This is a genomic window from Methylobacterium sp. 1030 (genome assembly GCF_040544715.1).
In the GTDB taxonomy this organism is placed as follows: domain Bacteria; phylum Pseudomonadota; class Alphaproteobacteria; order Rhizobiales; family Beijerinckiaceae; genus Methylobacterium.
The window spans coordinates 1-11,999 of the sequence record NZ_JBEPKM010000017.1; the positions used below are offsets into that span (position 1 = coordinate 1).

The window sequence follows — 11,999 nt, forward strand, 5'->3', positions numbered from 1 at the left end:
ATCGCCGCCGTCAGAGACGTCTTGCCGTGATCGACGTGGCCGATCGTGCCAATGTTGCAGTGCGGCTTGGTGCGGGAGAACTTTTCCTTGCCCATGATTCCCATTCCTGCGGCGGGGACCACGCAAGGGCCCCGAATCCTGGTCCGCCGCCCCGAAGTTCCGACAGGGGCGAAAAACGCGGTCCGCTTAGAGGGTCGGCCGCCAGGGATCAAGCTCCGCGACGCGCGGGGGCCCGCCGACCGACCGCGCTGTCAAGCTGCGGATGCGAGTCTTGAACGGAGAAAGATCAATCACAGGCAGTATCCGCGCCGCTTTCGCGCCACAGTGTGGCTTCGCGGGCATAGCGGGATCCGTGCGGCCGAGCTTAAGTGGCGACAACAACGCGTCACCTCGGACCCCCGCCATGATGAAGAAGCTCCTCCTCGCCACCGCCGCGACGGCCCTGGTCACGACGGCCGCCTCCGCCGCCGACCTGCCGCGTCGCGCCGCGCCGCCGCCGGTCTTCACGCCGGTGCCGGTCTTCACCTGGACGGGCTTCTACGCCGGTCTCGAGTCCGCCTACACCTTCACCGACCGCGAGCGCATCACGACCGTCGGCGTCCAGCCCGGCAACGCCACCAACGTCGCCCTCGGCCGTCGCCCGTTCGCGACCTCGACCTCGCAGGACGGCTTCGCCAACATCGGCGGCACCGCCGGCTACAACTACCAGTTCACGCCGGGCGCCGGCATCGTCGTCGGTATCGCCAACAGCATCGACTGGACGGACATCACCAAGAACCGGGTCGTGCTCGGCACCGGCAACGTCGCCGGCGGCCCGCCGAACATCAGCCAGTTCCGCCAGAGCCTCGACTGGCTCGGCACCCTCACCGGCCGCGTCGGCTACGCCTTCGACCGCGTCCTGGTCTACGGGATGGGCGGCCTCGCCTACGGCAACGTATTCCACGACGCCAACTTCTACACCCCGGGTGGCCGCCTCCAGTTCGCCGGCCGCTACGACGACTTCAAGACCGGCTTCGCCTACGGCGGCGGCATCGAGTTCGCCCTGCCGACCGACAGCTTCCTGAACACCTTCGCGCTCGGCCGCTACATCGGCATCAAGTACGACGCCATCACGGTGAAGGCCGAGTACCTGCACTACGACCTCGGCAGCCAGAACGTTCTCGTCGGCGCGGTCCCGGGCGTGGGCAACGGCGCGTACATCTCGCGCTTCCGCACCGAGGGCAGCATCGTCCGCGCCGGCTTCAACTACAAGTTCGGCGGCATCTGAGTCGGACGACGCCGGGGTCTCCCCGGCGGATCACAGCGAGGGCGGGTGCCGGCATCGGCGCCCGCCCTTTTTTCGTGGCGCACGCGCGCCGCGCGGCCGGCGCGCGAGCCCCGGATCGCGCCCCACGATCTGCGACCGGGATCGCGGCCCGAGCCGCCGAGAGCCGCTCCGCGTCAGCAGGCGCGCAGGTGCGCCACCAGCCGTCCGGCCGCAGCCTCCGCAGAGCCGGTATTGAGGATCGTCAGGTCCGCGGTGACGCCGCCCTCCCGGGCGAGACGCGCGGCCAAGTCGCCGTCCTGCGCCCGGCCGCGGGCGGCGATGCGCCGCGCCAGGATCTCGGCCGGCGCCGTGATCTCGACGACGCTCACCCGCGAGAGGCCCGAACGCGCCCGCGCGACGACGCGGCGCGAGACGTTGCAGACCACCACGTGGCCGTCGGCGACGCGCCGGCCGACCGTCTCCGGGAGCGCGTAGCCGAGGCCGTGGGCGCGCCAGCTCAGGGTGAAGCGCTCGGCCGCGCAGCCCTCGGTGAAGGCCGCCTCGTCGATCTCGTCGTTGTCCTCGTCGGCCGAGGGCGGGCGGGTGACGAGGCGGCGCGGGAAGACGTAGCGCGGGTCGTCGGCGAGCGCCGCCCGGGCGAGCCGGATCAACGTGTCCTTGCCAGCCCCGCTCGGGCCGACCACCAGGACGAGGCAGCCCGCCATCAGGCGACCCGCCGGCCGGCGCGCCAGACCTCGCGGACGACCGGCACGCCCTCGGCCCGCTGCACGCGCACGAGATCGGCCCGCAGCCCGGGCGCCAGGGCGCCGCGATCGGTCAGGCCGGTGGCGCGGGCGGGGTTCGACGTGACGGTGGCGAGCGCCGCGGGCAGCGTGATCCCGGGCGCCTGCTCGGGCAGCAGGAAGGCCGCCATCAGCAGGCTCGCCGGCACGTAGTCCGACGACAGGATGTCGAGGTGCCCGGCCTCGGCCAGCGCCAGGGCCGCGACGTTGCCGGAATGCGAGCCGCCGCGAATCAGGTTCGGCGCGCCCATCATCACGGTGATGCCCTGCCGGTGCGCGGCTTCGGCCGCCTCCAGGGTGGTGGGGAACTCGGCTAGCCGCACGCCCTCGCCGACCGCGAGGTCGACGTCGGCCAGGGTGGTGTCGTCGTGGCTCGCCAGCGGGATGCCCATCTCGCGGGCGAACTGGACGAGGGCCGGCCGGTTCTTCGCGTTGAGCGCGCGCCCGTCGCGGACCTTGCGCTCGGTGTTGGCGCGGATCTCGTCCATCGGCCGTCCGCCGCGGGTGGCGTAGGTGTAGTACTTCTCCATGTCGCGGAACTGCCGCTGGCCGGGCGTGTGGTCCATCAGCGAGATCAGCCCCACCGGGTAGCGGGCCGTGAAGGTCGCCACCGTGTCGAGCACGTCCAGGGAGGGCAACTCGCAGCGCAGGTGCGTGAAGTGCTCGGCCCGGAACAGGTCGGCGGCGCGCGCGGTGGCGATGGCGCCGGCGAGCTGCTCCAGCTCGGAGCCGAGGCCGCTGCCGTCCGGATCGCTGCCGGCACGGAGCGAATCGAACACCGTGGTGATGCCCGAGGCGGTGATCTGCGCGTCGTAGGCCAGGACGGCGCCGAGGGGATGCCAGCGCACCTTCGGGCGCGGCGCGAAATGGCTCTCCAGGTGGTCGGTGTGCAGCTCGATCAGGCCGGGGATCAGGTGGTCGCCGCCGAGATCGAGGCCGCGCGCGGGCGGGCGCCCCTCGCCAATCTCGGCGATCGCTCCGTCCGAGACCGCGAGCCAGCCGCGCTGCACCCGGTCCGGCAGGACCAGGGTCGCGTTCTCGAGGATGAAGTCGTCCATCGTGAGGATCCTCAGGCTGCCCGGGCTTGCGGCGCGAAGCGGGTGACATCGACCACCCGGGTCGCCACAGCGTCGCGCATCTCGCTGTCGTGGAAGATGCCGAGCACGCCGGCCCCGGCCCTGAGCTTCTCGCGGACGAGCTCGGCCACCACGGCGCGGTTCTCCGCGTCCAGGGAGGCGGTCGGCTCGTCGAGGAGCAGGAGCGGCCGGTCGGCGATCAGGCCCCGAGCGATGTTGACCCGCTGCTGCTCGCCGCCCGAGAAGGTCGCGGGCGGCAGGCCCCAGAGCCGCTCCGGCAAGTTGAGCCGGGCCAGCAGGGTCTCGGCCCGCGCGCGTGCCGCCGCTTCGGACAATCCGCCCTCGCGGCCGGCGGCCTCGACGACGTCGAGGGCTGGGACCCGCGGGATCACCCGGAGGAACTGCGACACGTAGGCGATCACCCGCGCCCGCAGCGCCAGGACCGCCCGCGGATCGGCCCGGACGACGTCCACGACCGTCGCGCCGTCGCGGACCAGGATCGCGCCGCCGTCGCAGCGGTAGTTGCCGTAGGCCATCTTCAGCAGCGAGGATTTCCCCGCTCCGGACGGGCCGCCGAGCACCACGCACTCGCCGGGCTCCACGGACAGGCTGACATCGCCCACCACCGGCAGCACGACGCCGCCGCGCAGGTGCAGAGTGAAGCTCTTGGCGACGGTCTCGAAGGTCAGGAGCGCGGTCATGCGGCGAGCACCGAGGCGACGAGGAGCTGGGTGTAGGCGTGCTCGGGATCGTCGAGCACGCGGTCGGTGAGGCCGGTCTCGATCACCCGGCCGGCGCGCATGACCATGATCCGGTGCGAGAGGAGCCGCGCCACCGCGAGGTCGTGGGTGACGATGATCACCGCGAGCCCCAGCTCGGCCGAGAGCCGGCGGATCAGGTCGAGGAGCCGGGCCTGGACCGAGACGTCGAGGCCGGAGGTCGGCTCGTCCATCAGCACCAGGCGGGGGCCGGTGACGAGGTTCCGGGCGATCTGCAGGCGCTGGCGCATGCCGCCGGAGAAGCGCGTCGGCGGGTCGTCGATCCGGTCGGCGGCGATCTCGACGCGGCCGAGCCAGTCGAGGGCCTGGGCGCGGATCCGCCCGTAATGGCGGTCGCCGAGCCCCATCAGCCGCTCGCCGACATTGCCGCCGGCCGAGACCGCCATGTGCAGGCCCTGGGCCGCGTCCTGGCGAACGAAGCCCCACTCGGTGCGCATCAGCGCCCGGCGCCCGGCCTCGCTCAAGGTGGCGAGGTCGCGCAGCGCGCCGTCGCGCATCCGATAGGCGACCGTCCCGGAATCGGGCGCCAGCTCGGTGGCGATGAGGGAGAGGAGCGTCGACTTGCCGGAACCGGATTCGCCCACGATCGCCAGCACCTCGCCGGGGACGAGGTCGAACGACACGTCGGCGCAGGCGAGCCGGGCGCCGTAGCGCTTGGTCAGGCCGCGGACCTGAAGCAGGGATTCGCTCATCGGGTCGCCTCCGCGGCGTCGGGCAGGAAAGGGGGATCGAGACGGAAGCTGTAGCCGTAGCGCTCGAAGCCGAGGCTCTCGTAGAAGGCGTGGGCCGGCTTGGCGTCGACGTTCGACGACAGGGCGAGCTTGTAGCAGCCCCGCGCCTCGGCGAGCCGGGCCGCCTCGTGCATCATCGCCCGGCCGTGGCCGCCGCCGCGGTGCTGGGACGCGACCACGACACTCTCGACGAGCGCCGAGGGCGTGCCCCAGTGGGCGATGTTGTCGAGGATGACGAGACAGAAGGTGCCGACGACCGCGCCGTCGCGTTCGGCCACGTAGAGCCCGTAATCGGGATAGGCCGCGAGCCGGTCGAGCAGCGCCCCGGCCTGTGCCAGGGTCGCCACCTGCCCGCCGTTCAGCTCGGCGTAGAGGTCGAGGATCGCGGGCAGGTCGGGCTTTCCGGCCCGGCGGACCGTGAGGTCGGTCATAGCGCGTCTCATGCCGCGTCCCCCGTGCCGACATGGCCGTCCGCGCGGCGCCCCTCGCAATGGTCGGTGTCCGAGCAGACGAACATGCGCCGGCCCGCATCGTCGAGCAGCACCTCGTCGAGATAGACGCCCTCGGCACCGCACAGCGCGCAGGGATGCTCGAACGCCTGGATCCGGAACGGGTGGTCCTCGAAGTCGAGGCTGCGCACCCGCGTGTAGGGCGGCACCGCGTAGATCCGCCGCTCGCGGCCCGCGCCGAAGAGCTGGAGCGCCGGGCAGTCGTCCATCTTGGGGTTGTCGAATTTCGGCGTTGGCGACGGGTCCATCACGTAGCGGCCCGCCACCTCCACCGGGTACGCGTAGGTGGTGGCGATGTGGCCGTGGCGGCTGATATCCTCGTAGAGCTTCACGTGCATGGCGCCGTACTCGGCCAGCGCGTGGAGCTGGCGGGTCTCGGTCTCGCGGGGCTCGAGGAAGCGCAGGGGCTCGGGGATCGGCACCTGGTAGACCAGGGTCTGGCCCTCGGTGAGCGGCGTCTCGGGGATGCGGTGGCGGGTCTGGATCACCGTCGCCTCCGCGGTGCGGGTGGTGGTGGCCACCCCGGAGGTCTTGGCGAAGAACCGGCGGATCGAGACCGCGTTGGTGGTGTCGTCGGCGCCCTGGTCGATGACCTTGAGCACGTCCGTGCGGCCGAGGATCGCGGCCGTCACCTGCACGCCGCCGGTGCCCCAGCCGTAGGGCATCGGCATCTCGCGGGAGGCGAAGGGCACCTGGTAGCCCGGCACCGCGATGGCCTTGAGGATGGCCCGGCGGATCATCCGCTTCGTGCCCTCGTCGAGATAGGCGAAGTTGTAGCCCGGTTCGCTCTCCGGGCGGTGCGCGATCGCGGCGCTCATTCGGCGGCCTCCTGCATCTCGACGGTGTCGGACCCGCGCTCGAACTCGGTACGTAGCCGGCGAACCAGTTCCAGCTCGGCCTGGAAGTCGACGTAGTGGGGCAGCTTCAGGTGCTCGACGAAGCCGGTCGCCTGGAGACTGTCGCAGTGGGCCAGCACGAATTCCTGGTCCTGGGCCGGGCTCGCCACCGGCTCGCCCAGCTCCTCAGCGCGGAGCGCCCGGTCGACCAGGGCCATCGCCATGGCCTTGCGCTCGCTCTGCCCGAAGCTCAGCCCGTAGCCGCGGGTGAACTGGGGCGGGGCAGCCCCCGAGCCCTTGAACTGGTTCACCATCTGGCACTCGGTGAGCCGCACCCGGCCGAGCGGCACCGCGAAGCCCAGTTCCTCGGGCACGAACTCGACCGCGACCTCCCCGACTCGGATCTCGCCGACGAACGGGTGGGTGCGGCCGTAGCCGCGCTGCGTCGAGTAGGCGAGTCCGAGCACGAAGCCCTCGTCGCCCCGGGCGAGCGCCTGGAGGCGGAGCGCCCGGTTGGCAGGGTAGTCCACCGGCTCGCGGGTGAGGTCGCCCGCGGGCGCGCCGTCGTCGGGGGGCGAGGGCTCGATCAGGCCGTCCCGGGCCAGCAGGTCGGTGACCCGCGGGCAGGTGCCGGCATCGGCCCGCGGCGCGGCCTCGGCGGCGGGCTCGATCCCGGCTTCGGCGGCGAGCGCGAAGTCGACCAGCCGGTGGGTGTAGTCGAAGGTCGGCCCGAGCACCTGCCCGCCGGGCAGGTCCTTGAAGGTCGCGGAGATCCGGCGCTCAACCGCCATGGCGCCGGTGTCGACCGGCGCGGAGGCGCCGAAGCGCGGCAACGTGGTCCGGTAGGCGCGGACCAGGAACACCGCCTCGACCACGTCGCCGCGCGCCTGCTTGAGCGCCAGCGCCGCGAGGTTCGGATCGTAGAGCGAGCCCTCGGTCATCACCCGGTCGACGAGCAGCGCCATCTGCTCCCGAATCTGCTCGACGGAGAGCTCCGGCACGGCCGGATCGCCCCGGCGCGCCTCGGCGAGGAGACGGTGAGCGTTGTCGATGGCGGCCTCGCCGCCCTTCACGGCCACGTACATGGATCAGGCCTCCGTCACCGTCGTGGAGCGCGGCAGGCCGGCCACGCGGCCGGGCGCCGTCAGGATCAGGTCGACGCCCAGGGGGAAGCCCGCGCGGTTCTCCGCGAGCTGCGCCGCGAAGCCGTCCGGCAGGGGCGCCGGCGCGATCCCGGCGGTGCCCCGGATGCCGGGGCCGGACAGGCACAGTCCCTCCCCCTCCGCGAGCGCGTCGAGGGCGAGCACCAGCGTCGTGGCGGTGTCGGGATAGGCCGGCGTCCCGGCGGCGAACTCCGCCAGCGGCGGGCAGCGCGCCGGTTCGCTGACCAGCGCGAAGGCCGCCGCGGCCGGGTCGCCGGTGAGCGGCGCGCCGGTGTGGAAGCGCAGGTATTCCGCGACCTCCGGCGCCGCGGCGAGGGCCGGATCGAGCCAGACCGGCGTGTCGGCATCGGTGAGCGTCAGCGCGACGGCGGCCAGTTCCGGCGTCAGGGGCGCGGGCGGCGCGAGGCCCGGCGTGAGGGGCCGGACGCGTCCGGGGCGGGCGAGGGCGTCCATCACGGCGCGGAACGTGTCCTGCGCGTCGTGAACCGGGTCGGCGAAGCCGGGGGCGAGCATGCTCAATCCTCTCCGCGGGCGAGGGTCAGGAAATCGACGCGGGTGGCGGCCGTGCGCCGGGCGGCCCGATCCCGGGAGGCCGCGAGCCGCCGGGCGGCGGGCTCCAGGGCGGCCTCGACCCGGGCGCGCCGGACCGGATCCTGCCAGAGGGCGTCGAGGATCGCGGCGAGCCGCGCCTTCGCGCGGTCGCGGCCGAGATGGTAGGCGAAGCCCGCCGGACCGTCCGCGAGGCGGATGGCGGCCCGGGTCACGCTGACCTCTCCGAGATTGAACGGGCGACCGTCGCCGCCGATCCGGCCCGACGCCATCACGAGACCGGTCTCGGGCGGACGCAGGTCCGCGGCCGCGGGCGCTTCGAGGCCCGACACGGCCGCCTCGAGGGCCGCCTCGAGATCCGCGCGGCTCGCCTCGGCACAGAGGGCCATGACCGCCTGGCGCGCCGCGGTCTCGCCCTCGGATCCCGGATGTCTCGGGGTCGTCGTCATCGCGAATCCCTTCGTCGCTCGGTTGTATAGGTGTATAGACAACTGGCGTGCGCCGCACAAATGAAGTTTGGATGACAGGATGGATGCGCAGGAGCAGGCGGCCGGCCTCGTCCGGGGCGAGGGGCTGACGGCGTGGCGGCAGATCGCCGACGCGCTGACGGCCGAGATCGCGGCGGGACGCTACGCGCCGGGACAGCAGCTCCCCGCCGAGGCCGCCCTGGCGGCGCGGTTCGCGGTGAACCGGCACACGGTGCGGCGCGCCCTCGCGGCGCTGGCCGAGGGCGGGCTCGTGCGCGCCAGCCAGGGCCGCGGCACCTTCGTGGAGGAGGCGCCGCTCGCCTACCCGATCGGGCCGCGCACGCGCTTCTCCGAGATCGTCGCCGGGGCCGGGCGCGAGGCCTGGGGCGACCTCGTCGCGGCGACCACGGTCCCGGCCGGGACCGAGCAGGCGGCGTCCCTGGCCCTCGCCCCCGGCGCGCCGATCCTGGAGCTGCTGACGGTCCACCGGGCGGACGGCGCCCCGCTCTCGACGGCGCTGACCTGGCTGCCGCTGCCGCGCTTCGCGGGTTTCGCCGAGGCCTACGCGGCGCGCGGCTCGATCACCCGGGCCTTCGCGACCTGCGGCGTCCACGACTACACCCGGCTCTCGACGCGGATCCGGGCCCGCCCCGCGGACTCCGCGGAGGCGCAGCGCCTCGACATCGCGCCGGCGCGGGTCGTGCTGGTGGTGTCGAGCGTCAACATCGATCCCGCCGGCGTGCCGATCCAGGCGAACCGCACCCTGTTCGCCGCCGACCGCGTGGAGCTGGTGATCGGCGGGTGATGCGATGTCCGCGCGACCTCCGCGCGACCTCCGCGCGACCTCCGCGCGACCTCCGCGCGACCTCCGCGCGACCTCCGCGCGACCTCCGCGCGACCTCCGCGCGATGTCCGCGCGAGGGCCTCGGCACTCCGTCCTCGCGAGCGGAGCGAAGCGACCCGGGGCAGCGCGACCCTGGGTCATTGCGCTCCGCGCGTGATGCCGGAAAGCCGAGGCCTCCCTCAGCGCGCCGCCGGCCCGATGATCGCCCGGCGCAGGCGGGTCGAGACCCAGTCGATCGCCGCCACGGTCACGAGGATCATCAGAACCAGGAATGCGACCTGCTGCAGCTCCAGCACGCGGATCAGCTCGGTGAGGTACTGGCCGATGCCGCCCGCGCCGACGATGCCGATGATCGTCGCCGAGCGGGTGTTCGACTCGAAGAAGTAGAGAACCTGGCTCGCCAGCACCGGCAGCACCCCGGGGATCAGCCCGAAGCGGATGCGGTGGAGCGCCGAGCCGCCCGAAGCGACGACGCCCTCGCCGGCCCGCTTGTCGCAGGTCTCGATCGCCTCCGAGAACAGCTTGCCGAGCGCGCCGAAATCCGAGCACGCGATCGCGAGCGCCCCGGCGAACGGGCCCAGGCCGACGACGTTGATCCAGATCAGCGCCCAGATCAGCACGTCGACCGAGCGCATCACGTCGAGGCCGCGGCGGACCGCGAACCGCGCGAACGGGTTGGGCACGACGTTCCGCGCCGCCAGGAACGCCACCGGGAAGGCGAGGATCGCCGCCGTCAGCGTGCCCAGGAAGGCGATGCCGAGGGTCTCGCCCAGCGCGTGCAGGAAGGTCCAGAACTGGCCCTCCGGCGATGGCGGCAGCATCAGCACCGCGAAGGTGCCGAGCCGCCCGAGCCCGTGGAGGATCCGCGCCACCGAGAAGTCGAGGCGCCAGTAGCCGAGCGCCGCGAGCCCCACCAGGACGACGAGCAGGGCGGCGAGCCGCGCCCGCCCCGGCCAGTCGGCGCGGAACTGCGCGGGGTAGCGCGCGCGCAGGCGGCCGAGGTCGGCCCGGGCCGCCGCCCGCAGGGTCTCGGGACGCGCGCTCATCGGGCGTGCTCCGCGCCGATCAGGCGGTGGCGGACCCGCTCGGTGACGAGGTCGATGCAGAAGACGGTCAGGATGATCAGCACGAGGATCGCGCTCACGTCCGCGTAGTAGAAATTGCGGATCGCCACGAGGAATTCCTGGCCGATGCCGCCGGCGCCGACGAAGCCCATCACCCCGGCGCCGCGCACGTTGATCTCGAAGCGCAGCAGCGCGTAGGAGGCGAAGTTCGACAGCACCTGCGGCAAGACCGCGAAGCGCACCGTCTGGACCCAGGTCGCGCCCGAGGCCGACAGGCCCTCGACGGGCCGCATGTCGATGTTCTCGACCACCTCGGAGAACAGCTTGCCCAGCGCGCCCGTGGTGTGGATCGCGATGGCGAGCACGCCCACCATCGGGCCGAGGCCGAAGGCGATGACGAAGATCAGCGCGAACACGACCTCGGGGACGGTGCGGCACAGTTCCAGGAGGCGCTTGGCGCCGACGCGCAGCACGCGCGACCGCACGAGGTTGGCGGCGGCCACGAAGCTGAGGGCGAAGCCCGCCAGCCCCCCGAGCAGCGTCCCGAGATAGGCCATGAGCAGGGTCTCGCCCAGCAGGCCCAGCCATCTGGGCAGGCCCCAGTACCAGGCGCGGACGTCCTCCAGCGGGTGCTCGAGGCTGATCGGCGGCAGGATCTGCTGGATGTAGGCGGTGAACTTGCCGATGTTCTCGGCGAAGACCAGCGGCCGCACCTCGGCGATCAGGCCCGCGACCACGGCGAGCGCCGCCACCAGGGCGAAGCCCGCCAGCGTGCGGCGGCGGGCCTCGCCGGTCGCCGCCGCGTAGAGGCCGGAGAGGGCGGCTGCCCGCTCCGGCGACAGGGGTGTCAGACCGCGCAAGGCGGGCGGCTCCGGATCAGGACTTCCGACGCTGCTCGTCGTTGAACCGCAGCATGTCGATGATCGGCTGGTAATCCTTGAGGGTCACCGGCGTGAGATCCTGGTCCTTGCCGTCGGAGAGCCGGTCGAACGCGGCCTTGTCGGCCTTCGGCAGGGCCACGAAGGCGTCGCGGATCTTGGCCTTCAGGTCGTCCGGCAGGCTCGCCAGCACGGCGAAGGGCCCCTCCGGCAGGAAGTCGGACTTGAACACGACCCGGAAGTCCGACTGCTGCATCGGCGTGCCGTCGGGCTTCTTGAGCATGCCCTTGGCGGCCATGCGGGTGACCATCGTGTCGGTCTCGGAATTCCACAGGTTGGCGGCGGCGTCGGCCGTGCCCTGGGTGAGCGCCAGGACGGCGTTCTCGTGGCTGCCCGCGTAGAAGGTCTTGCCGAAGAACTTCTCGACGTCGTAGCCGGCCCGCTTCAGGAAGAAGCGCGGCGCCTGATTGCCGGAGGTGGAGTTCGGATCGACCAGCGCGAGGTTCTTGCCCTTGAGATCCTCGACGGTCTTGTAGGGGCTGGAGGCCAGCACGTAGACCACCGAATAGTAGCCCGAGGCGCCGGTCTCGTGCTTCTGGTTGACGATCGGCTCGATCTTCACGCCGGTCATCACGGCCCGCGCGAACGAGGCCGGCCCGTACCACGCGATCTGGATGTTGCCGGCGCGCTGGCCCTCGATCACGGCGGCGTAGTCGCTCGCCACCCGCAGCTTGACCGGCACGCCGAGCGTCTTGGTCAGGTAGGCGGTGAGCGGCGCCCAGCGGTCGGCGGTGCCCGAGGCGTTCTCGGCCGGGATCACGCCCAGCGTCAGCTCCGGATACTGGGCCTTCCAGTCCTGGGCGGCGGCCGGCAGGCCGAGGAGGGCGAGGGCCGCGGCGGCGGCGAGGGTGCGTCGGGTGATCATCGGGTCGTCCTTCGTGGCGTCGGCGAGGTTCAGCCGGCCGGAGGCCGGTCGGGCGTTTCCAAGACGGTGCATTTTGGCGGTGCGCTCTGGCGGTGCGCTCTGGCGGTGTTCGTTGGGGCCCGGGGCCCG

The 11,999-nt window shown here is 72.8% G+C and carries 15 protein-coding genes; 2 read left to right on the forward strand and 13 right to left on the reverse strand.

The window, feature by feature from the left end:
* Nucleotides 1-95: GTP-binding protein (locus tag ABIC30_RS23065; RefSeq protein ID WP_133250949.1), on the reverse strand; the 95-nt coding region annotated here is incomplete at its 3' end.
* A gap of 308 nt (nucleotides 96-403) precedes the next feature.
* On the opposite strand from ABIC30_RS23065, the gene ABIC30_RS23070 reads away from it, so the two are divergent.
* Nucleotides 404-1,267, forward strand: coding sequence for an outer membrane protein (locus ABIC30_RS23070; protein ID WP_020093755.1), 864 nt, complete (start codon nucleotides 404-406; stop codon nucleotides 1,265-1,267).
* Nucleotides 1,268-1,440: 173 nt separating this feature from the next.
* Here the strand turns inward: ABIC30_RS23070 and phnN are convergent, their stop codons facing one another.
* Genes phnN through phnG form a run of 9 tightly spaced genes read right to left on the reverse strand, consistent with a single transcriptional unit; the run spans nucleotide 1,441 to nucleotide 8,141 of the window.
* Nucleotides 1,441-1,971 (reverse strand): phosphonate metabolism protein/1,5-bisphosphokinase (PRPP-forming) PhnN, encoded by a 531-nt coding sequence (gene phnN / locus ABIC30_RS23075; protein WP_234081296.1) that lies wholly within the window; start codon nucleotides 1,969-1,971, stop codon nucleotides 1,441-1,443.
* Nucleotides 1,971-3,107 (reverse strand): alpha-D-ribose 1-methylphosphonate 5-triphosphate diphosphatase, encoded by a 1,137-nt coding sequence (locus ABIC30_RS23080; RefSeq protein ID WP_234081297.1) that lies wholly within the window; start codon nucleotides 3,105-3,107, stop codon nucleotides 1,971-1,973. Before ABIC30_RS23080 ends, phnN begins: the two co-directional genes overlap by 1 nt.
* 11 nt (nucleotides 3,108-3,118) lie before the next feature.
* Complete coding sequence (gene phnL / locus ABIC30_RS23085; RefSeq protein ID WP_020093758.1) at nucleotides 3,119-3,826, reverse strand: phosphonate C-P lyase system protein PhnL; 708 nt, start codon at nucleotides 3,824-3,826, stop codon at nucleotides 3,119-3,121.
* Nucleotides 3,823-4,596: a phosphonate C-P lyase system protein PhnK gene (gene phnK / locus ABIC30_RS23090; RefSeq protein WP_234081299.1), complete on the reverse strand. Its 774-nt coding sequence runs from the start codon at nucleotides 4,594-4,596 to the stop codon at nucleotides 3,823-3,825. Before phnK ends, phnL begins: the two co-directional genes overlap by 4 nt.
* Complete coding sequence (locus ABIC30_RS23095; RefSeq protein ID WP_234081301.1) at nucleotides 4,593-5,066, reverse strand: GNAT family N-acetyltransferase; 474 nt, start codon at nucleotides 5,064-5,066, stop codon at nucleotides 4,593-4,595. Before ABIC30_RS23095 ends, phnK begins: the two co-directional genes overlap by 4 nt.
* Before the next feature lie 8 nt (nucleotides 5,067-5,074).
* Nucleotides 5,075-5,962: an alpha-D-ribose 1-methylphosphonate 5-phosphate C-P-lyase PhnJ gene (locus ABIC30_RS23100; RefSeq protein WP_234081303.1), complete on the reverse strand. Its 888-nt coding sequence runs from the start codon at nucleotides 5,960-5,962 to the stop codon at nucleotides 5,075-5,077.
* Nucleotides 5,959-7,065: a carbon-phosphorus lyase complex subunit gene (locus ABIC30_RS23105; RefSeq protein ID WP_234081304.1), complete on the reverse strand. Its 1,107-nt coding sequence runs from the start codon at nucleotides 7,063-7,065 to the stop codon at nucleotides 5,959-5,961. The genes ABIC30_RS23100 and ABIC30_RS23105 overlap by 4 nt, the downstream gene beginning before the upstream one ends.
* A 3-nt stretch (nucleotides 7,066-7,068) precedes the next feature.
* A complete protein-coding gene (gene phnH / locus ABIC30_RS23110) occupies nucleotides 7,069-7,656 on the reverse strand; it encodes a phosphonate C-P lyase system protein PhnH (RefSeq protein ID WP_234081306.1) in 588 nt (195 codons plus the stop codon).
* A gap of 2 nt (nucleotides 7,657-7,658) precedes the next feature.
* Nucleotides 7,659-8,141, reverse strand: a complete 483-nt coding sequence (phnG, locus tag ABIC30_RS23115; protein ID WP_091980051.1) for a phosphonate C-P lyase system protein PhnG — start codon at nucleotides 8,139-8,141, stop codon at nucleotides 7,659-7,661.
* A 79-nt stretch (nucleotides 8,142-8,220) separates the two neighbouring features.
* On the opposite strand from phnG, the gene phnF reads away from it, so the two are divergent.
* Nucleotides 8,221-8,964 (forward strand): phosphonate metabolism transcriptional regulator PhnF, encoded by a 744-nt coding sequence (phnF, locus tag ABIC30_RS23120; RefSeq protein ID WP_103985862.1) that lies wholly within the window; start codon nucleotides 8,221-8,223, stop codon nucleotides 8,962-8,964.
* Nucleotides 8,965-9,182: 218 nt separating this feature from the next.
* Here the strand turns inward: phnF and phnE (ABIC30_RS23125) are convergent, their stop codons facing one another.
* Genes phnE (ABIC30_RS23125) through phnD form a run of 3 tightly spaced genes read right to left on the reverse strand, consistent with a single transcriptional unit; the run spans nucleotide 9,183 to nucleotide 11,870 of the window.
* The gene (gene phnE / locus ABIC30_RS23125; RefSeq protein ID WP_103985861.1) at nucleotides 9,183-10,049 is read right to left on the reverse strand and encodes a phosphonate ABC transporter, permease protein PhnE; all 867 of its coding nucleotides are present in this window, start codon (nucleotides 10,047-10,049) and stop codon (nucleotides 9,183-9,185) included.
* Nucleotides 10,046-10,927 carry a phosphonate ABC transporter, permease protein PhnE gene (phnE, locus tag ABIC30_RS23130; RefSeq protein WP_103985860.1) on the reverse strand — a complete coding sequence of 294 codons (882 nt, stop codon included), beginning with the start codon at nucleotides 10,925-10,927 and terminating at the stop codon, nucleotides 10,046-10,048. Before phnE (ABIC30_RS23130) ends, phnE (ABIC30_RS23125) begins: the two co-directional genes overlap by 4 nt.
* A gap of 16 nt (nucleotides 10,928-10,943) precedes the next feature.
* Nucleotides 10,944-11,870: a phosphonate ABC transporter substrate-binding protein gene (gene phnD / locus ABIC30_RS23135; protein WP_012320793.1), complete on the reverse strand. Its 927-nt coding sequence runs from the start codon at nucleotides 11,868-11,870 to the stop codon at nucleotides 10,944-10,946.
* Nucleotides 11,871-11,999: the final 129 nt, after the last annotated feature.

Coding starts and splice junctions, on each gene's coding strand:
- ABIC30_RS23070 (WP_020093755.1), top strand. CDS start 404: ATGATGAAGAAGCTCCTCCTCGCCACCGCCGCGACGGCCCTGGTCACG.
- phnN (WP_234081296.1), bottom strand. CDS start 1,971: ATGGCGGGCTGCCTCGTCCTGGTGGTCGGCCCGAGCGGGGCTGGCAAG.
- ABIC30_RS23080 (WP_234081297.1), bottom strand. CDS start 3,107: ATGGACGACTTCATCCTCGAGAACGCGACCCTGGTCCTGCCGGACCGG.
- phnL (WP_020093758.1), bottom strand. CDS start 3,826: ATGACCGCGCTCCTGACCTTCGAGACCGTCGCCAAGAGCTTCACTCTG.
- phnK (WP_234081299.1), bottom strand. CDS start 4,596: ATGAGCGAATCCCTGCTTCAGGTCCGCGGCCTGACCAAGCGCTACGGC.
- ABIC30_RS23095 (WP_234081301.1), bottom strand. CDS start 5,066: ATGACCGACCTCACGGTCCGCCGGGCCGGAAAGCCCGACCTGCCCGCG.
- ABIC30_RS23100 (WP_234081303.1), bottom strand. CDS start 5,962: ATGAGCGCCGCGATCGCGCACCGCCCGGAGAGCGAACCGGGCTACAAC.
- ABIC30_RS23105 (WP_234081304.1), bottom strand. CDS start 7,065: ATGTACGTGGCCGTGAAGGGCGGCGAGGCCGCCATCGACAACGCTCAC.
- phnH (WP_234081306.1), bottom strand. CDS start 7,656: ATGCTCGCCCCCGGCTTCGCCGACCCGGTTCACGACGCGCAGGACACG.
- phnG (WP_091980051.1), bottom strand. CDS start 8,141: ATGACGACGACCCCGAGACATCCGGGATCCGAGGGCGAGACCGCGGCG.
- phnF (WP_103985862.1), top strand. CDS start 8,221: ATGGATGCGCAGGAGCAGGCGGCCGGCCTCGTCCGGGGCGAGGGGCTG.
- phnE (WP_103985861.1), bottom strand. CDS start 10,049: ATGAGCGCGCGTCCCGAGACCCTGCGGGCGGCGGCCCGGGCCGACCTC.
- phnD (WP_012320793.1), bottom strand. CDS start 11,870: ATGATCACCCGACGCACCCTCGCCGCCGCCGCGGCCCTCGCCCTCCTC.